General features: G+C 56.1%; 17 protein-coding genes. 7 read left to right on the top strand and 10 right to left on the bottom strand.

The window, feature by feature from the left end; genetic code table 11:
- Positions 1 to 94 precede the first annotated feature (94 nt).
- Positions 95 to 1,000 carry a LysR family transcriptional regulator gene (locus tag HG264_RS05105; RefSeq protein ID WP_169406644.1) on the top strand — a complete coding sequence of 302 codons (906 nt, stop codon included), beginning with the start codon at positions 95 to 97 and terminating at the stop codon, positions 998 to 1,000.
- A gap of 16 nt (positions 1,001 to 1,016) precedes the next feature.
- Here the strand turns inward: HG264_RS05105 and HG264_RS05100 are convergent, their stop codons facing one another.
- Entirely contained in the window at positions 1,017 to 1,835 is an 819-nt protein-coding gene (locus tag HG264_RS05100; RefSeq protein ID WP_169406643.1) for a pyruvate, water dikinase regulatory protein, read from the bottom strand.
- A gap of 174 nt (positions 1,836 to 2,009) precedes the next feature.
- On the opposite strand from HG264_RS05100, the gene ppsA reads away from it, so the two are divergent.
- The 6 genes from ppsA (at position 2,010) to HG264_RS05070 (ending at position 7,847) form a co-directional block, all read left to right on the top strand.
- Positions 2,010 to 4,379 (top strand): phosphoenolpyruvate synthase, encoded by a 2,370-nt coding sequence (gene ppsA / locus HG264_RS05095; RefSeq protein WP_169406642.1) that lies wholly within the window; start codon positions 2,010 to 2,012, stop codon positions 4,377 to 4,379.
- A 19-nt stretch (positions 4,380 to 4,398) separates the two neighbouring features.
- Positions 4,399 to 4,884, top strand: a complete 486-nt coding sequence (rraA, locus tag HG264_RS05090) for a ribonuclease E activity regulator RraA (RefSeq protein ID WP_169406641.1) — start codon at positions 4,399 to 4,401, stop codon at positions 4,882 to 4,884.
- A 191-nt stretch (positions 4,885 to 5,075) separates the two neighbouring features.
- Positions 5,076 to 5,324 (top strand): CrfX protein, encoded by a 249-nt coding sequence (locus HG264_RS05085; protein WP_169406640.1) that lies wholly within the window; start codon positions 5,076 to 5,078, stop codon positions 5,322 to 5,324.
- A 3-nt stretch (positions 5,325 to 5,327) separates the two neighbouring features.
- Positions 5,328 to 6,149, top strand: a complete 822-nt coding sequence (locus HG264_RS05080) for a mechanosensitive ion channel domain-containing protein (RefSeq protein ID WP_169406639.1) — start codon at positions 5,328 to 5,330, stop codon at positions 6,147 to 6,149.
- Positions 6,150 to 6,191: 42 nt separating this feature from the next.
- Positions 6,192 to 6,773 (top strand): RNA polymerase sigma factor SigX, encoded by a 582-nt coding sequence (gene sigX / locus HG264_RS05075; RefSeq protein WP_169406638.1) that lies wholly within the window; start codon positions 6,192 to 6,194, stop codon positions 6,771 to 6,773.
- A 102-nt stretch (positions 6,774 to 6,875) separates the two neighbouring features.
- On the top strand, positions 6,876 to 7,847 hold the full coding sequence (locus HG264_RS05070) for an OmpA family protein (RefSeq protein WP_169406637.1): 972 nt from the start codon (positions 6,876 to 6,878) through the stop codon (positions 7,845 to 7,847).
- Between the two features lie 45 nt (positions 7,848 to 7,892).
- Here HG264_RS05070 and HG264_RS05065 read toward each other — a convergent pair whose 3' ends face one another.
- The 9 genes from HG264_RS05065 to mnmA all read right to left on the bottom strand — a co-directional run bounded on the left by HG264_RS05065 (position 7,893) and on the right by mnmA (position 17,675).
- Positions 7,893 to 8,345, bottom strand: a complete 453-nt coding sequence (locus HG264_RS05065) for a thioesterase family protein (protein WP_169406636.1) — start codon at positions 8,343 to 8,345, stop codon at positions 7,893 to 7,895.
- Positions 8,346 to 8,510: 165 nt separating this feature from the next.
- Complete coding sequence (locus HG264_RS05060) at positions 8,511 to 10,106, bottom strand: isocitrate lyase (protein ID WP_169406635.1); 1,596 nt, start codon at positions 10,104 to 10,106, stop codon at positions 8,511 to 8,513.
- Positions 10,107 to 10,553: 447 nt separating this feature from the next.
- Positions 10,554 to 11,375, bottom strand: coding sequence for a secretin N-terminal domain-containing protein (locus tag HG264_RS05055; protein WP_169406634.1), 822 nt, complete (start codon positions 11,373 to 11,375; stop codon positions 10,554 to 10,556).
- Positions 11,372 to 12,397 (bottom strand): GNAT family N-acetyltransferase, encoded by a 1,026-nt coding sequence (locus HG264_RS18690; protein ID WP_169406633.1) that lies wholly within the window; start codon positions 12,395 to 12,397, stop codon positions 11,372 to 11,374. The genes HG264_RS05055 and HG264_RS18690 overlap by 4 nt, the downstream gene beginning before the upstream one ends.
- Positions 12,384 to 13,559 (bottom strand): cupin domain-containing protein, encoded by a 1,176-nt coding sequence (locus HG264_RS05045; protein ID WP_169406632.1) that lies wholly within the window; start codon positions 13,557 to 13,559, stop codon positions 12,384 to 12,386. The genes HG264_RS18690 and HG264_RS05045 overlap by 14 nt, the downstream gene beginning before the upstream one ends.
- 78 nt (positions 13,560 to 13,637) lie before the next feature.
- Entirely contained in the window at positions 13,638 to 15,008 is a 1,371-nt protein-coding gene (gene purB, locus HG264_RS05040; protein ID WP_169406631.1) for an adenylosuccinate lyase, read from the bottom strand.
- Positions 15,009 to 15,044: 36 nt separating this feature from the next.
- The gene (locus HG264_RS05035; RefSeq protein WP_169406630.1) at positions 15,045 to 15,935 is read right to left on the bottom strand and encodes a DMT family transporter; all 891 of its coding nucleotides are present in this window, start codon (positions 15,933 to 15,935) and stop codon (positions 15,045 to 15,047) included.
- The gene (gene hflD / locus HG264_RS05030; RefSeq protein WP_169406629.1) at positions 15,928 to 16,548 is read right to left on the bottom strand and encodes a high frequency lysogenization protein HflD; all 621 of its coding nucleotides are present in this window, start codon (positions 16,546 to 16,548) and stop codon (positions 15,928 to 15,930) included. Before hflD ends, HG264_RS05035 begins: the two co-directional genes overlap by 8 nt.
- A complete protein-coding gene (gene mnmA, locus HG264_RS05025) occupies positions 16,545 to 17,675 on the bottom strand; it encodes a tRNA 2-thiouridine(34) synthase MnmA (protein WP_169406628.1) in 1,131 nt (376 codons plus the stop codon). The genes hflD and mnmA overlap by 4 nt, the downstream gene beginning before the upstream one ends.
- Between the last annotated feature and the right edge of the window lies 1 nt (position 17,676).

Raw genomic sequence — 17,676 nt, 5'->3', positions numbered from 1 at the left:
CTCTACCCGGTGTCAGCGGAGCGGCTTTGAGATTTACATGGCCGGTCTCAGCGACGCGTATTATCTATAACAGGGGCTGTTTCCGAGTATGGTCATGCACGACTTTAACGAATTGACCGTTTTTGCTGCGGTGGTTGAGCAAGGAGGGCTGACCCAGGTTTCGGTGAGTCTGGGACTACCCAAATCTACCTTGAGTCGCCGGATCAGCCAGCTTGAGACGAGAGTCGGTCAACGTTTGTTGCTTCGCCAGTCGAACCGGATGTTGCCCACCGAAGCGGGCAAACTGTTTTATAACTACTGCCGCCAGCTTCTTGATCTGGCCGTGCAGAGCCAGGATCTGCTGGACGACCTTAAAGAAGAGATCAGCGGTCCCCTGGTTTTGCGGGTGCACAACGCGTTCGAAAGAGGCTGGTTGCCCACTGTTCTTGACGGGTTTCTCGAGACACACGCTGGCGTTACGCTGGAATTGTCCGTAACCAGCCTGCGGCCCGAACAATCCGACCATACCGTAGGCGACCTGTGGCTGTGGCTTGGAGGAGACAGCTTCGCGGGACTACGCAACGAACCTCTCGGGCGATGGATCTCTGGGCTCTATGCCAGTCCTGAATTTGCCAAAACCCATGGATTGCCGACGCATCCCGAACAGCTTCCAACCTGCCCTTGGGTCGATGTGCTGTGCGGCGCAGGCGGCCCTGTCCATTTGCACAGCCCGAACCAGGGCGCGTTTCAGTTCACGCCACCACCGTCGAGATTGAAGTCAGACAGTCTGGTTCTGCAGGCTGACTGCCTGGTGCGCGGGCAGGGCGTCGGGATACTTCCTGAATGGTATGCGGAGAAATATGAGCGTGCGCATCCGGGTAGTCTGGTCCGCTGCCTGGAGGGCTGGAGCCCCGCGGAACAACCTATAAATCTGCTGTACAGTTTCGGTAAGGCACCGAAGAAGGTGACAGCGCTGGTGGACTGGCTGCGTCAACATATGCCCTCGTCATGGGAACATTGATGCAGCCTTGATCGCGTTATTTGAGACGACGCTCGATACCCATGTGTACAAGGATCTTGGCTGAGATCTCTTCGACCGAGAAGTGGGTCGAATTGATGTAGTTGATGTTTTCCTTGCGAAACAGATTTTCAACTTCGCGTACTTCAAATTCACATTGCGCGAAGCTTGCGTAACGGCTATTCGGGCGTCGTTCATTGCGGATACTGGAGAGTCGCTCCGGATCAATGGTCAGGCCAAACAGCTTGTGCTTATAAGGACGCAACGAAGCGGGGAGCTGCAAGCGCTCCATGTCGTCTTCGGTCAGCGGATAGTTTGCCGCACGAATGCCATATTTGAGTGCCATATAAAGGCAGGAAGGCGTCTTGCCGCAACGCGATACGCCCACGACAATCAGATCGGCTTCATCATAATGTTGAGTCCGGGCACCGTCATCGTTGTCCATGGCGAAGTGCACGGCATCGATTCGGTCCTTGTAATGACCGTTGTGCTGAATCGAATGGGATTTACCAACCGAGTAGGACGATCCGTCGCCAAGCTCCATTTCAAGCGGGGCAAGGAAGGTCGCAAATATATCGATCATGTAGCCGTTTGAGCGGGACAACTGCTCGCGGATCTCGCGATTCACGACCGTGTCGAAGATGATTGGCCGCGCGCCATCCCGCTCGGCAGCTGCATTGATTTGTTGTACCATGTCGTGCGCTTTTTCGATGGTGTCCACATACGGACGCAGCAACTTGGTGAAACTGATGTTCTCGAATTGAGAGAGCAGGCTCTGGCCAAGGGTTTCGGCGGTTATGCCAGTGCCATCTGAAATAAAGAAAGCGGTGCGTTTCATGCGCTTGGCCTTAAAAGCTGTGTTGGCTGGGTGTAGCAATTGGGTATAGCAATATAGAAACCCCGATAGAAACCTGAGGTTCATTAGCGGCATTGTGGCGCATTTGTTACATGCAGGCCAGATGGTCGGCCCTTTGCGTATCGCTCAATTCAATGGAATTACGGAGAGATCACCTTGTTAGAGTACGTAGTGTCCTTCGAACAACTGGGTGCGGGAGACGTTGAACGCGTCGGCGGCAAAAACGCCTCGCTTGGGGAAATGATCAGCAACCTGGCCCACGCCGGCGTGTCTGTCCCGGGCGGTTTCGCTACCACAGCAGATGCATACCGCGACTTTCTGGAGCAAAGTGGTCTGAACGAGCGTATTCACGCCGCCCTGGACGCACTGGATGTAGATGATGTTAATGCTCTGGCCCAGACAGGCGCACAGATTCGCCAGTGGGTCATGGAAGCAGAGTTTCCTGAACCACTCGATGCGGCCATCCGCACGGCCTTTGCCGAACTGTCTGAGGGCAATGATAATCTTGCCGTTGCGGTCCGCTCTTCCGCCACAGCAGAAGACCTTCCAGACGCTTCCTTTGCCGGGCAGCAGGAAACCTTCCTCAATATCCGCGGTGTCGATAACGTTATCCGTGCGGCCAAGGAAGTTTTCGCCTCGTTGTTCAACGACCGCGCTATCGCTTACCGGGTGCATCAGGGCTTTGATCACAAATTGGTCGCCTTGTCTGCTGGTGTTCAGCGCATGGTGCGCTCGGAAACCGGCACTGCGGGGGTGATGTTCACCCTGGATACCGAATCCGGATTCCGTGACGTTGTTTTCATTACCGGCGCCTACGGCCTCGGCGAAACAGTCGTACAGGGCGCAGTGAACCCCGACGAATTCTATGTGCACAAGCCTACCCTTGAAGCGGGGCGACCGCCGATTCTGCGCCGCAATCTGGGTAGCAAAGCGATCAAGATGGTCTACGGCGAAGTGGCGAGCGCGGGTCGCTCCGTCAAGACCGTGGAAGTCGACAATGCTGATCGCTCGCGCTTCTGCCTTAGCGATGAAGAAGTCATTGACCTGGCTCGCCAGGCGCTGATTATCGAAAAGCATTACGAACGGCCCATGGATATCGAATGGGCGAAAGACGGTGACGATAACAAGCTATACATCGTTCAGGCCCGTCCTGAGACAGTGAAGAGTCGTGCCAGCGGCAACGTGATGGAGCGCTATCTGCTCAAGGAGAAGGGCAAGATACTGGTTGAAGGCCGCGCGATCGGTCAGCGTATCGGTTCGGGCCCGGTCAAGATCGTTGACCACATCTCGCAGATGGACAAGGTTATGCCCGGAGACGTGCTGGTATCCGACATGACGGATCCGGACTGGGAGCCTGTGATGAAGCGCGCCAGCGCCATCATCACCAATCGAGGCGGGCGCACCTGCCACGCGGCGATTATCGCGCGTGAACTGGGTATCCCGGCGGTGGTTGGCTGCGGAAACGCAACCACCGAGCTGAAGGACGGGCAAAACGTAACCGTATCCTGTGCCGAAGGTGACACGGGGCTGATCTATGACGGCGAGTTGTCCTTCGATGTACGCACCAACAGTGTCGACGCGATGCCTCAGCTACCCTTCAAGATCATGATGAATGTCGGCAACCCCGATCGTGCATTCGATTTCGCCAACCTGCCTAATGCAGGTGTTGGTCTTGCGCGCCTGGAATTCATCATCAACCGGATGATCGGCGTTCACCCCAAGGCCCTGCTCAATTTTGCCAGCCTGCCAAGCGACGTGAAGGACAGTGTCGAGAAGCGGATTGCCGGTTACTCCGATCCGGTCGACTTCTATGTTGAGAAACTGGTTGAAGGTGTCAGCACCCTGGCTGCCGCGTTCTGGCCAAAGAAGGTCATCGTCCGGCTGTCCGATTTCAAATCCAATGAATACGCCAACCTGATCGGCGGCCGCTTGTACGAGCCTGAAGAAGAGAACCCCATGCTGGGTTTCCGTGGGGCATCGCGTTACATCAGCGACTCATTCCGCGATTGCTTCGAACTCGAATGCCGTGCAATGAAGCAGGTTCGCGATGTAATGGGCCTGACCAACGTCGAGATTATGGTGCCGTTCGTTCGCACTGTAGGTGAAGCCAAACAGGTGGTTGAGCTGCTCGGCGAAAACGGCCTGAAGCGCGGCGAAAACGGCTTGCGGCTGATCATGATGTGCGAGCTGCCAGCGAACGCTCTGCTGGCCGAAGAGTTCCTCGAGCATTTTGACGGATTCTCCATCGGCTCCAACGATCTTACTCAGCTGACACTCGGCCTGGACCGGGATTCGGGGATCATCGCTCACTTGTTCGACGAGCGTAACGCAGCGGTGAAAAAGCTTCTGGCCATGGCGATCTCAGCCTGCACTTCGGCCGGCAAGTACATCGGTATTTGCGGTCAAGGTCCGTCTGACCACCCTGATCTTGCACGTTGGCTGATGGATCAAGGTATAGAAACCATGTCGCTGAATCCCGATTCGGTGATGGACACCTGGTTCTTCCTGGCGGAACAGAACGCCTGATATGACTCAAGGAGACTCCATGCACTATATAACTCCGGATTTGTGTGACGCCTATCCAGACGTTGCCGTCGTCGAGCCGATGTTCAGCAATTTCGGCGGCCATGATTCATTCGGCGGTGAGATCGTTACGGTTAAATGTTTTGAAGACAACTCCGTTGTGAAGGAGCAGGTTGATCAGGACGGAACCGGCAAGGTAATGGTCGTAGACGGTGGCGGGTCGCTTCGTCGCGCCTTACTTGGCGATATGCTCGCTGAAAAGGCCGCTCGTAATGGCTGGGAAGGCATCATTGTTTACGGCTGCGTACGCGATGTTGACGTTCTGGTTCAGACGCCACTGGGGATTCAGGCGCTCGCCAGCCATCCCATGAAAACCGACAAACGCGGAATAGGCGACCTGAATGTAACGGTTACCTTCGGCGGCGTGACCTTCCGTCCCGGTGAATATGTGTATGCGGATAACAACGGGATCATTGTTTCCCCGACCGAACTGAAAATGCCTGCCTGACCTGCGAATCTGTGCTGAAACCCAACTGCGGGACCGACATCCGAATGGTGACACCGTTCGGATGTCGAGCGTCTTTGCATAGCGTGTTGGCTGCAGCCGATGTACTCAGGCGGTGGCGGCAGCGAACAGCTTTTCAAGAAACCTTCCGGGCTTGAGGGTTTCCGGCTATCCATTGATGCGAGGTCACTACCGTGGACGATCCCTTTGAAAATCAGTTACGCAACCTCATGCGTGATGCCGAACATCAGCGTCCAGTCAGCTCCGACAACGAGCGACTCGAACGGGTGCTGCATAAGGCGCATATACACGGCGGCATATTCGATTTGCTGAGTCTTTTTGCCCGATGGGGCTGGGTACTCACCGAAGGGATAAACAAAGGTATTCAGCACGGGCGCCCGGTACGACGTAGTAACGATTCCTCCAAACAAGCGAGCGAGTAAATCATGGAATTTGATACCTGGAGGCAAAGCTTCGTAGCAGCGATGACCACCCTCTGGAGCAAAATTGCTTCCTTTGTTCCCGACCTGATCGCCTCGCTGCTGATCGTGTTGCTTGGTTTCGTTATAGCCAAACTGGTTGACGCATTGTTGAGCAAGGGGCTTGCCAAGCTGGGATTGGACCGTTTGATGACAGGTGCCGGGGTCACCAAGCTGCTCGGAAGGATAGGGATATCGTCGCCGGTTTCTTCTGTTGTGGGCAAGATAGTCTACTGGTTTATCGTTCTGACATTCGTTGTGTCTGCTGCCGAGACGCTGGGTCTAGCCCGGGTTTCTTCGACGCTTGATGCGTTCGCACTGTATTTGCCTAAAGTGTTCGGCGCCGCGCTGATACTACTGGCGGGTCTGCTGCTGTCGCACCTGGTGAGTGGCGTCGTACGCGGCGCCGCTGAAAGCATCGGTGTTGATTACGCGGGAGGGCTGGGGCGTTTCGCCCAGGGACTGCTGGTCATCATCACCGTTTCTCTGGCGATCGGTCAGCTGCAGATTGAAACCGGCTTGCTCAACACCGTGATTGCCATTGTGCTGGTCTCCTTCGGCCTCGCAGCTGCATTGGCGCTGGGCCTGGGCAGCCAACAGGTGGTTGGTCAAATCATTGCGGGTGTCTATGTACGTGAACTCTACCAAGTGGGTGATCGCATCCGGGTCGGAGACGTTGAGGGTGTGATTGACGAGATCGGCACTGTAAAGACGTCTCTGGTCGATGATAGCGGGGCGGTAGTCTCGCTATCCAACCGTGTTCTGCTGAACGAACGGGTCTCCCGATAACCATCTAGCGTGTACATCAACCCACTTAGCGATCCCCTCGTTTTGAACGATTCTGGCCCATCAAGCAGCCGATATACTCCTGCCGACCTTTCGGACGAGGAGCTGGTCGTGCGCGCGAAACGTGAATTGCTTCACACGACAGTGGCTTATGAAGAACTCATGAGGCGCTATCAAAGAACACTTTTTAACGTTTGTGCGCGATATTTGGGGAACGAAAGGGATGCTGATGATGTCTGTCAGGAGGTAATGCTAAAAGTGTTACATGGCCTGAAACAGTTTGAAGGCAAGGCAAAATTCAAGACATGGCTTTATAGCATTACATACAATGAGTGCATCACACAGTATCGAAAAGAGAAGCGTAAAAAGCGACTCTTCGATGCGCTAAGTCTGGACTCTCAGGAGGAAGCTCAGGAAGAACCCGAGCCTCTCGCAGGTAGTGGTGGCCTGGACCGCTGGCTGGTTCATGTGAACCCGGTTGATCGCGAAATTCTTGTGCTACGCTTTGTGGCAGAGCTTGAATTTCAGGAGATTGCCGACATCATGTATATGGGACTAAGTGCGACAAAGATGCGTTACAAGCGTGCATTGGAAAAGCTCCGTAAGCACGTCGTAATGCCCCTTTGAAACTCGCCCTATGATGATGTGGCGTTGTCTGTATACTCACGCCTGTGTTTTGCCGAGATTGCGCAAACCTAACGTCCGAATGGATTAAACGGGGATTCAAAGATGAGATTGAAAAACACTGTAGGTATCGTTGTTGGCGCCGTAGTAGCTGCCTCCACAATGCCAGTTATGGCTCAGAGCGCCGGCTCTGTTGAGGCGGAAGCATTTGCCAAGCGTTACTTCACCGACAGCATCCATGATCTGGATGACGGTACTCTGGTCGGTGGTAGCCTCGGTTACTTTGTGAGCGACAACGTCTCGTTGAACCTCGGCCACGGCGTTTACAAGAGCCTGGAAAGTGAAGCAGCCGGTTTCGAAGGTGACGACATCGACGGCCGCATGACTCACCTTGAGGCCATCTACCACTTCGGCCAGGGCGCAGTACGTCCTTATCTGTCCGGTGGTGTTGCTCACCAGGAATTAGATCAGGTTGGTACAGGCAGCCGCGACAAAACCAGCATGTTGCTGGCAGGTGCCGGTGTTAAGAACTATTTGAACGAGAACTTCTTCGTTCGCGCCGGTGTCGACGTCATGCATGGCCTGGACCACGATAACACCGAGTGGATGGCTGGCGTTGGCCTGGGCCTGAACTTCGGTGGTGCGTCACAGCCTGCTGCCGAGCCAGCTCCGGCTCCAGCACCTGCTCCAGCTCCGGCGCCTGCGCCAGAACCGGAAATGCAGAACGTTCGCGTTGAGCTCGACGTCAAGTTTGACTTCGACGAAGCGACTATCCGTCCTGAGTTCCGTCAGGATATCCAGAGCCTTGCTGAGTTCATGAACACCTATCCTTCAGTAACCACTACTGTTGAAGGTCACACTGACTCTGTAGGCACTGAGCAGTACAACCAGGACCTGTCACAGCGTCGTGCAGCGTCCGTACGTCAGGCTCTGATCGACGAAGGCGTTGACGGTAATCGTATCGATTCGGTCGGTCACGGCGAATCCAGCCCGATCGCGGACAACGAAACTGCTGAAGGTCGCGCGATGAACCGCCGCGTTGAAGCAGACGTAGAAGCAGAGGTTGAAGTTCGTTAATAGCGAGCTTGCCAATAAAAAACCCGGTCATTTGACCGGGTTTTTTTATGCGTAATCGGGTAAACAGTTGACGCCGGGGAAGCGCATGCGGAAGTCTTCAGGCATGGGCATCACTTTCGACGCAGCAAAATGGTAAAAAACGAAGCCCGATTTTGCCAGGGCAACAAGCTCGCCATTACGTGCCTTGGTAATACGAAAGATAATATCGCCGCCGTACTTGTTCAGGTCCATCAGACCCACTTCGAAAATCAGTGTATCCCTGGCAAAGGCCGCTGTCCGGTAAGTCGTTGCCAGATCGGTAACGATGATTCCGACTTCGTTCTCGCCCACTTCTTCGATGCCGAATTGATATAGAAAGCGAGCACGCGCTTCGGAAATCATCGAGATCATGGAGTCGTTTGCCAGATGCTTGCCGGCGTTGATGTCGGTGATCCTGACGGTCAACTGAGTAGTGAAATAGAACTGTTGCTCGGGGAAATGGAGTATCAAGCGGGACATATTCAACCTTGCGCTGCGATCGCCCATGACGACGGAACGAGTCGACAGGGGAGGAGTGGAGGAAAGCGCACGCATTGTACGCGACCAGACGGTCACAATACAGCTACAAAAAAGGCCACCCGAAGGTGGCCTTCCTACACCCGGGCCTGAGCCCGACGAACAGTCTTAGAACTGGTTCATGGTGTTGTCTTTACCGCCAGCCTTCAGTGCAGCTTCACCAGCAAAGTATTCTTTGTGGTTGTCGCCGATGTCCGAGCCAGCCATGTTCTGGTGCTTGACGCAGGCGATGCCCTGACGGATTTCCTGACGCTGAACGCCCTTGACGTAGGCCAGCATGCCTTCGTCTGCGAAGTACCCTTTTGCCAGGTTGTCGGTAGACAGGGCGGCAGTGTGGTAAGTCGGCAGGGTGATCAGGTGGTGGAAGATACCTGCTTCGCGTGAAGCATCCTTCTGGAAGGTACGGATCTTCTCATCAGCCAGCTTGGCCAGTTCGGTTTCGTCGTACTCGACGCTCATCAGCTTGGTGCGATCGTAGGCAGACACGTCTTTGCCTTCTTCCTGCATGGCATCGAATACCTGCTGGCGGAAGTTCAGCGTCCAGTTGAACGACGGGCTGTTGTTGTAAACCAGCTTGGCGTTCGGTACGACTTCGCGGATACGGTTAACCATGTCGGCGATCTGACCAACGTGAGGCTTCTCGGTCTCGATCCACAGCAGGTCAGCGCCGTTCTGCAGACTGGTGATGCAGTCCAGTACTACGCGGTCAACACCAGTGTCCTTGCGGAACTGGAACAGGCCGGAAGCCAGGCGCTTGGGCTTGAGCAGCTTGCCGTTGGCCTTGATGACTACATCGCCGTTCTGGATGTCGTCAGCGCTTTCGATGTAATCACCGTCCAGGAAGCTGTTGTACTGGTCGCCCAGGTCGCCTGGCTCGTTGGTGACGGCGATGGCTTTGGTCAGGCCGGCGCCCAGGGAGTCGGTACGGGCAACGATCACGCCGTCGTCAACGCCGAGCTCAAGGAATGCGTAACGTACGGCATTGATCTTGGCCAGGAAGTCGGAATGCGGAACGGTTACCTTGCCATCCTGGTGACCGCACTGCTTCTCGTCAGAAACCTGGTTCTCGATCTGGATACAGCAAGCACCGGCTTCGATCATTTTCTTGGCCAGCAGGTAAGTGGCTTCCGGGTTACCGAAACCAGCGTCGATGTCGGCGATGATCGGGACAACGTGCGTTTCGAAGTTGTCGATCTTGGCCTGGATTTCAGCTTCTTTGGCCTTGTCGCCAGCGCTACGGGCGTCGTCCAGCGCGGTGAACAGGAGGTCCAGTTCGCGCGCGTCAGCTTGACGCAGGAATGTGTAAAGCTCTTCGATCAGACCGGAAACAGAAGTCTTCTCGTGCATGGACTGGTCAGGCAGCGGACCAAAGTCAGAGCGCAGTGCGGCAACCATCCAGCCGGACAGGTAGAGGTAGCGCTTGTTGGTAGTCTTCAGATGCTTCTTGATGGAGATCAGCTTCTGCTGACCGATGAAGCCGTGCCAGCAGCCCAGAGACTGGGTGTAGGCGTTGGTATCGGCGTCGTACTCGGCCATGTCTTTGCGCATGATGGCGGCGGTGTACTTGGCGATGTCCAGACCGGTTTTGAAGCGGTTCTGGAGGCGCATGCGAGCAGCGTATTCCGGGTTGATGGCGGCCCAGGTGCTACCTGCGGCTTCTGTTACCGCGGCAATAGCCTTGATCTCGTTTTGGTAAGCTGACATGGTCAATCCTTCAAAGTTTGCGTTTGGTTCTGCACGATTTGTCGACCTGAACCCGCCATGGGCGACAGTCTGAACAGCTGGAGCAATAACGAAGAAGCAATCGGAATGAAGGCAGCGCGGAGGAGGGGGGTGACGAACAGATGGATGACGTACGTCTGCGTATACAGCCAGGCAGTTGCTTGACCTTGCAGCGTGGTGGTTCCGTCATTCAGGCTGATACGTTTAAATCGCTTCCCCGTCCCTCAGGACAACTTCGTTCCAGTCGCAACCTCGTCAAAATGCCTTGTGGGCTGTTAAGACACGCATCGGCCCTTTGGTATCGGAGCCGATCGGGAACCCTTCGCAGGGTCCTGGCTAGCGGGAGCGGGGCAATGATGCGACTTGCCAGAGGATAAGTCAACTTGCATGTAGTGATTATTTTGTTGCACTACAGGGTTGCGAAAAAGTTCAATCGAGACGTTCAACCATGAGTCGAATACTGCCCGAATCCTCTTGCCGGGTAGTTGTGCGCCAGCCGATATCGCGGCTCTCTGCTGTTTCGGCGTCCCCTAACGCACCTACCGTCACCCATTCGCCCAGCCGGGCAGTGATCTGCGTATTGGTGTGCCGTATGTCGATACGCTGGTTATCATTGCGGTTTATCCGGTCATCGTTTGCATCAAGACTGATCGTTGCCATATCGCCGTTCAGGCGAACCGTTGCATAGAAGCCTTGCGTAACATCGCGATAATGGGTTTGCTCGACGATCTGTCCGTATGCATCCATGGATCGTGTCGAAAGCGGTACGCTGTGACCGCTCTGGATAAGGACAGGGTACCCCTCGTTAGCGGTAATCTGCCGCACACCGTCTGCTGCGCTGTGCGTTTCCCGTCGTATGATTCGCCCACGGTTGTGTTCGCCAGGATTGCCAATCACAACGCTCCCTGTTTCTGAACCAAACCGCCCATCGATGCGGTGCCCGCGGCTCTGACCGGTGACGTTCGTATTGCTTGCTACACTTATTTTCAGGCGTGCGGGTTTGCGGTCAAGATCCGCGATGAGGCTGCGAATATCGTCGATTCGTTCGGGTTCGGCACGCACGATCAGCTGGCTGCCATAGGCGGAAAGGCGTTCGTCGTCTTGCAACATTGGCTGTATCACCGGGATAAGCGATTCTGCCAGGCCATAATTGAGCGGGATGACTTCGGTAGTCGGTGCCGCAATAACAGCCGAAGCGGCCAGCCATAGCAGGAGCGTACTGCCGCGCAGGAAACGTCCACATTGCTTCATAAGAGGAATCTGCGAAGGGCGGGGTCGCTCTGACTGCTCGACCACGGCTCGTCGAACAGGTCGCCGTGGCGCTTTACCTGGTCGCGACTGTTATAGCGGGCAAATCCGTCGCGCTTAACGGCCCTGGGTAGCAGCAGGATTCCTGCATCGTCGGCCAGCAGGAAAACCCGTGGGTCCGGCGCCAGGTCCGGATGTTGTTTCCGGACTTCGCAATAACTGGGGAAACGATGCATCAGCCCAACGATACTGTGTCCGCCAAGCAAATTCTTGCTGACATTTTGCACCAGAACCCGAATGCGCGCTTTGGGGTTGCTGCTGATCAGTGGTTTACAGCTTTCTATGAATGCGCGCTGATTGAAAAGCCACATTGCTTGATCAATCGCGTAGATAGTCAGACTGCGACGCGCCTGCAAGGCGAGGTTACAGGCATGCTCAAGCGCGTTCTGTTGGTCAACAGCCACCAGCTCCGGCTCAACGCCCAGGCGCTGCGGCTGGGGATGTTCCATGACGGGACGCGCCGGTTCGGGCGGGTTGTGAATCGCGAAGCGTCCTGGAGAAGTGAACTCGATCGGCGCCATCTCGTCTGCCGCGTCGTTTTCACTACGCCAGATCATGCGGTGATGGGGGATGCCCGCCTCGAGATACTCACCAGACTCGACCACAAAACCCAGCCCCCTGTAGAAGTCCAGTGCGTAGGTCTGGGCTGACAGCTTCAGTATGTCCATCCCGACGCCGCGGGCATGATCCATCACTGCCAGCATAAGCACCTTGCCAAGCCCGGTGCCGCGCCAGTCCCGCATAACCGCTACGCGGCCGATATGGCCATCAGGCAGCAGGCGTGCGGTGCCGGCTGGCTCGCCCTTTGCGCACAACAGGAAATGCACCGATATGGCATCGTCGGCGTCCCATTCTTCATCGGCTGGAATGCATTGTTCATCGATGAACACAGCGCGCCGAATATCCCGCAGCGATTCACAGCTGAGCCAGTCGACTACCTCAATGGTGACGTCATTCCTCATCATCCCCCTCCAGCAGGAGGTCTCCTTTGTTGAGCAGTTGTTCTACTAACATCCAACCTTCAGCGTCGGCCTGCCACTGGAGCAGGCGCTCGGCGTCCAGGTAGTCCTCATTGCAGACTAGTTGAACCAGCGGCAACAGGGAAGCAGGCAGCACGCAATGCTCGCCGCTGGCGAAGAGCACCAGCTGGTCAACTTCGACACGGTAGGCGAGGCGGGCGCTAGGATTGCGAACCAGGCCGTAACCCTGGCTCAACACTTGCGTCAGCTCACCAGGGTCCTGTGCAGCCGGCTGAAGCAGTTCTGGGTACCGCGGCTCGGTCATGAAACGACCAAACCATATCGCCAGGGCGGTTCTGTCATTGGCCGCTTCAAGCAGAATCTCGCGCAGACGGTCCACCGCAGCGTCATCGATTTCGGCCGGATTGGCCGGGGCCTGTTGGCCGGCGTCGCTGTAACGTTGTTGCTCACTCAGATGCTGGCCGAGGAAATCCGTGTAATGCACCAGTACTTCGTGGTGACTGGGTGCGCGGAAGCCGATTGAATAGGTCATGCATTCGTCTTCGGCGATACCGTAATGCGCCAGACCTGGCGGGATATAAAGCATATCTCCGGGGGCCAGCACCCATTCTTCCTGCTGCTCAAATTCGCGCAGGATCTTGAGGTCGGGGTTGTCGAGAAGGGCGCTCTCAGCGTCGCAACGTTGATCCAGCTTCCAGCGCCGGTGCCCTTGTCCCTGCAGCAGGAACACGTCGTAGTTATCGTAATGCGGCCCAACACTGCCACCGGGCGAGGCATAGCTGATCATGACGTCGTCCAGCCTCCAGCTAGGCAGGAAACTGAACGCTTTCATCAGGTCGGCTACGTCCGGGACGAACTGGTCGACCGCCTGTACCAGCAGGGTCCAGTCCTTTTCGGGAAGGGTGCGGTAGTCGTCCTCGGTAAACGGGCCACGGCGTAGCTCCCAGGGGCGCTCCCCATGTTCAAGGACGATACGCGACTCAACTTCCTCTTCAAGCGACAGGCCGGCAAGCTCATCAGCGGACAGCGGATTCTCGAAATCAGCAAAGGCCTGACGTATAAGCAACGGTTTTTTCTGCCAGTAGTCACGCAAAAATGTTTCGATGGAGATATTGCCAAGAGGTGAAGCGTGATCGGGGGATGCCATGTTCAATACCTGTAACTTAAAACGCCCGGGGGCGCCGGGCGTATAGGAAACGCGGGAAGGGCTAACGCCTGGAGGGGCTCAGATGCGCTTCGCCTGATCCACCGCGTTACCTATGTAGGAAGCAGGCGTGAGCGCCTTGAGTTCCTGCTTGGCCGCAGCGGGTATTTCCAGAGCCTCTACGAATTGTTGTAGCGCGTCCGGCGTGATGCCTTTGCCGCGCGTCAGCTCCTTCAACTTCTCATAGGCATCCGGAACGGCATATCGACGCATCACTGTCTGGATGGGCTCGGCCAACACCTCCCAGCAGTTGTCGAGATCATCAGCTATCTTCTGAGCGTTAAGCTCTAACTTACTGATTCCCTTGATAGTCGACTCGTAGGCAATGACGCCATGAGCGAAGCCCACGCCCAAATTACGCAGTACCGTTGAATCAGTCAGATCCCGCTGCCACCGGGAGATCGGAAGCTTGCTTGCCAGATGCTGGAGAATGGCATTGGCGATTCCGAGATTTCCTTCGGAGTTTTCAAAGTCGATCGGATTGACCTTGTGCGGCATCGTCGACGATCCGATTTCGCCCGCAACGGTCTTCTGCTTGAAGTAGCCGAGCGAAATATAGCCCCAGATATCACGATCAAAATCGATGAGGATGGTATTGAAGCGGGCCACTGCGTCGAACAGCTCGGCGATGTAGTCGTGCGGCTCGATCTGCGTCGTGTAAGGGTTGAAGGTGAGACCGAGAGTCGTCTCAATAAAGCTCTTAGCGTTAGCTTCCCAATCGATCTGCGGATAGGCCGACAGGTGAGCATTATAGTTACCCACTGCGCCGTTGATCTTGCCCAGCAGCGGCACGGCTTCGACCTGGCTGATCTGCCGTTCCAGTCGATATACAACGTTCGCCAGCTCTTTGCCCAGCGTGGTAGGCGAGGCTGGTTGCCCGTGGGTGCGGGAAAGCATTGGAACGTCCGCGTACTGTTTGGCCAAGCCGCGAATGTCGTCGGCAATACGACGCATCAGTGGGAGCAAAACCTCATCCCGACCGCTGCGCAGCATCAGCGCATGGGACAGATTGTTGATGTCTTCGGAGGTGCAGGCAAAATGAATAAATTCATTTATTTCCTGGAGTTCCGGAAGATTCTTAACCTGTTCCTTTAGCAAATACTCCACCGCTTTTACATCATGATTGGTGGTGCGTTCGATTTCCTTTATGCGCTCGGCGTGCTCAAGCTGGAAGTCATCCACCAGGCGGTCCAGCAATTGATTAGCCTGTTCGGAGAAGGGGCCTACCTCGGGCACACCCGGGTGTGCAGCCAGACACTGGAGCCAGCGGACCTCAACCTGAACGCGGAAGCGGATGAGCCCGTATTCACTGAAAATACTGCGCAGGCTGGCGGTCTTACTGCCGTAACGGCCATCAACCGGAGATACAGCGGTGAGGGAGGAGAGTTGCATAGGATTCTCGTAATTGGTCAGGCGGAAAGGGGCAAATCATACACCAGTCCGGGGCGTTTTGGGCCGCCGGGCGGGCATGGCCAGGCTAAGCAGCGTCGAGACGAAAATCAGTCCAGCGCCGAGCCAGGTAGTCAGATCAGGTATTTCATTCCAGAGTAACCAGGCGATAAAGCCGGAGAATACGATCGCAAGGTAACTGAACGGGCCGATCTTGCCTGGCGGTGCGAGGGCGTACGCATGGGACATGATCAGCTGACTGGCCGTGGCAACTATCCCGACGCCGGCGAGCAGCAAAAGCTCGGTCAGCGTCAAGGGCTGCCAGGCCCAGAGCAAAGGAATCGCGGATAGCAGCGCTGAAAAAGTCGCGAAATAAAACACGATACGACTGACCGGCTCGGTATCGCTCATCGCCCTGATAGACACCCAGGCAGACGCCGCCAGCAGACTCGCACCGATGCCCACCAGCCCCTTGGGATCGAACAAGGCCCCGGTCGGCTTCGCTACCAGCAATACACCCGCGAATCCTATCAGCACCATGACCATCATGCGTGGAGTCAGCGATTCGCGGAGCCACAGCCAGGCGAGAATGGGCGTGAACACCGGGGCGGCGTAAGTAAAGATCATCGAGTCGGCAAGCGGTAGATGGGCGATGGCGTAGAAAAAGCAATACATCGCGCTCAAGCCATAGAAGGTGCGCAGGAAATGCCCGCCCAGTCGCTGGGTACGGAAGGGCGCGAAGCCCTGTATTACCATCATCGGCATGAAGAACAACACGCCGACAAAGTTGCGCGCGAACACGATGGTCTCGTTATTGACGGTAAGTGATGCTTCGCGAATCAGAACGCCCATGATCGAGAACAGCAGGGCGGAAAGTGTAAGGAGTGCGGCGCCTTTTCGCGGCTGGTCAAGCCGGGTCAGCTCAACCATTGAGAACTGACCGGCTCGCGTCCAGTAATTTGCGGCGCGATACCAGAAGCTGCCACCGGTGGCCATCCAGCTGACGCCATAACCGTGCGGACCGGATACCCGCCAGGAGCAGTGCGCGAATCTGGTTCGCTGTAGAAGGCTGCTGCAGGTAACGCATATCACCTTGCACCTGAATACGCATCTTGAGCGTACTGAGAGTGTCCTGATAGGTGCCACCGAGGCCAGCCATGACGTTGTCGTGCAGCAAGCCAAAATGCTCCACCTGGTTGCCGACCTGATCAAGCCGCTGTCCCAGCACTTGCAACATGTCCTCGCGCTTGGCGAGTTGGCGTTCAAGCGCCAACAGGTTCATGACATACCGCAGCGCCTGGCGTTGCAGGCCCACGGTGTCGCGTTCGAGCATAGCTTGTAGCGCCTGGATTCCGTGTCGAATCGAATGGAGCGAGCCGCCATAGACTTCCATTACATCGTCAGGAGAGCGTTCAAAGATGCTTTGCAGGAGGCAGCGCGCTGGACCTTCGCTGTACTGACCGGTTCTGGCGAGCTTGTCGACCTGTTGCGCGGCTTCGAATATCGCGCCCAGCGCTACCACCTGTTCTTCCGCCCGGTTCATGCGACGTCCTCATCATAGGCAGGGATGGCTGTTTCGATTACACCGCCACCCAGACATATATCATCCTGATAAAGAACGACAGACTGGCCGGGCGTCACCGCACGTTGCGGCTCATCGAAGCGGATCAGGTAACCAGAATCCGTGCGCTCAAGTACGCAGCGCTGATCCGGCTGGCGATAACGTACTTTTGCTGTCAGCCGTACCGGAAACTCGAAATCCGGCTCGTTGACCCAGAAGATATCGGAGCACTCCAGCGCGCTGGCGAACAGCCAGGGGTGGTTGTTGCCCTGACCGACTATCAAAACGTTGCGCTGTAAATTCTTGCGCAGTACATACCACGGATCATCACCTGCACCTTGCATGCCGCCAATGCCCAAGCCCTGACGTTGTCCGATCGTGTGGTACATCAAGCCGTGATGCTGACCAATAACCTGCCCGGTCGTGGTCTCGATATTCCCTGGCTGGGCCGGCAGATACTGCTTTAGAAAATCGCTGAAACGGCGCTCGCCAATAAAACAGATCCCGGTGGAGTCTTTTTTGCGAGCCGTTGCCAGCTCGTACTTTTCAGCTATGCGCCGCACCTCCGGCTTTTCCAGTTCACCTACAGGGAACAGCGTGCGAGCGATCTGTTGGCCCTGAACTGCGTGCAGAAAATAGCTCTGGTCCTTGTTGCTATCGAGCCCGCGCAAGAGAAGGGTCTGGCTGGCTGTGTCGGCCCGGCGGACGTAGTGGCCGGTGGCGATCAGGTCGGCGCCGAGCATCAAGGCGTAATCGAGGAAGGCTTTGAACTTGATTTCCCGGTTACATAGGATGTCCGGATTGGGAGTGCGCCCGGCCTTGTACTCTTCGAGAAAATGCTCGAACACGTTATCCCAGTATTCTGCAGCAAAATTCGCCGTGTGCAGCGTGATACCAAGCCGGTCAGCCACCGCCTGTGCATCGGCCAGGTCTTCCTTGGCAGTGCAGTATTCAGTGCCGTCATCCTCGTCCCAGTTCTTCATGAACAGCCCCTCGACCTGGAAGCCTTGTTCAAGAAGCAGTGCCGCGGATACGGAGGAGTCCACCCCGCCGGACATGCCGACTATGACGCGGGTCTGGCTGGGGGTTTTATCAGGTGTGGAAGTCATA

Origin of the sequence: Pseudomonas sp. gcc21, assembly GCF_012844345.1 — a bacterium.
GTDB lineage: Bacteria > Pseudomonadota > Gammaproteobacteria > Pseudomonadales > Pseudomonadaceae > Halopseudomonas.
The sequence above is the reverse complement of the archived record's forward strand: the minus strand, read 5'-3'. Positions and strand labels throughout refer to the sequence as shown.

Coding starts and splice junctions, on each gene's coding strand:
- HG264_RS05105 (WP_169406644.1), top strand. CDS start 95: ATGCACGACTTTAACGAATTGACCGTTTTTGCTGCGGTGGTTGAGCAA.
- HG264_RS05100 (WP_169406643.1), bottom strand. CDS start 1,835: ATGAAACGCACCGCTTTCTTTATTTCAGATGGCACTGGCATAACCGCC.
- rraA (WP_169406641.1), top strand. CDS start 4,399: ATGCACTATATAACTCCGGATTTGTGTGACGCCTATCCAGACGTTGCC.
- HG264_RS05080 (WP_169406639.1), top strand. CDS start 5,328: ATGGAATTTGATACCTGGAGGCAAAGCTTCGTAGCAGCGATGACCACC.
- HG264_RS05070 (WP_169406637.1), top strand. CDS start 6,876: ATGAGATTGAAAAACACTGTAGGTATCGTTGTTGGCGCCGTAGTAGCT.
- HG264_RS05065 (WP_169406636.1), bottom strand. CDS start 8,345: ATGTCCCGCTTGATACTCCATTTCCCCGAGCAACAGTTCTATTTCACT.
- HG264_RS05060 (WP_169406635.1), bottom strand. CDS start 10,106: ATGTCAGCTTACCAAAACGAGATCAAGGCTATTGCCGCGGTAACAGAA.
- HG264_RS05055 (WP_169406634.1), bottom strand. CDS start 11,375: ATGAAGCAATGTGGACGTTTCCTGCGCGGCAGTACGCTCCTGCTATGG.
- HG264_RS18690 (WP_169406633.1), bottom strand. CDS start 12,397: ATGATGAGGAATGACGTCACCATTGAGGTAGTCGACTGGCTCAGCTGT.
- HG264_RS05045 (WP_169406632.1), bottom strand. CDS start 13,559: ATGGCATCCCCCGATCACGCTTCACCTCTTGGCAATATCTCCATCGAA.
- purB (WP_169406631.1), bottom strand. CDS start 15,008: ATGCAACTCTCCTCCCTCACCGCTGTATCTCCGGTTGATGGCCGTTAC.
- HG264_RS05035 (WP_169406630.1), bottom strand. CDS start 15,935: ATGGTTGAGCTGACCCGGCTTGACCAGCCGCGAAAAGGCGCCGCACTC.
- hflD (WP_169406629.1), bottom strand. CDS start 16,548: ATGAACCGGGCGGAAGAACAGGTGGTAGCGCTGGGCGCGATATTCGAA.
- mnmA (WP_169406628.1), bottom strand. CDS start 17,675: ATGACTTCCACACCTGATAAAACCCCCAGCCAGACCCGCGTCATAGTC.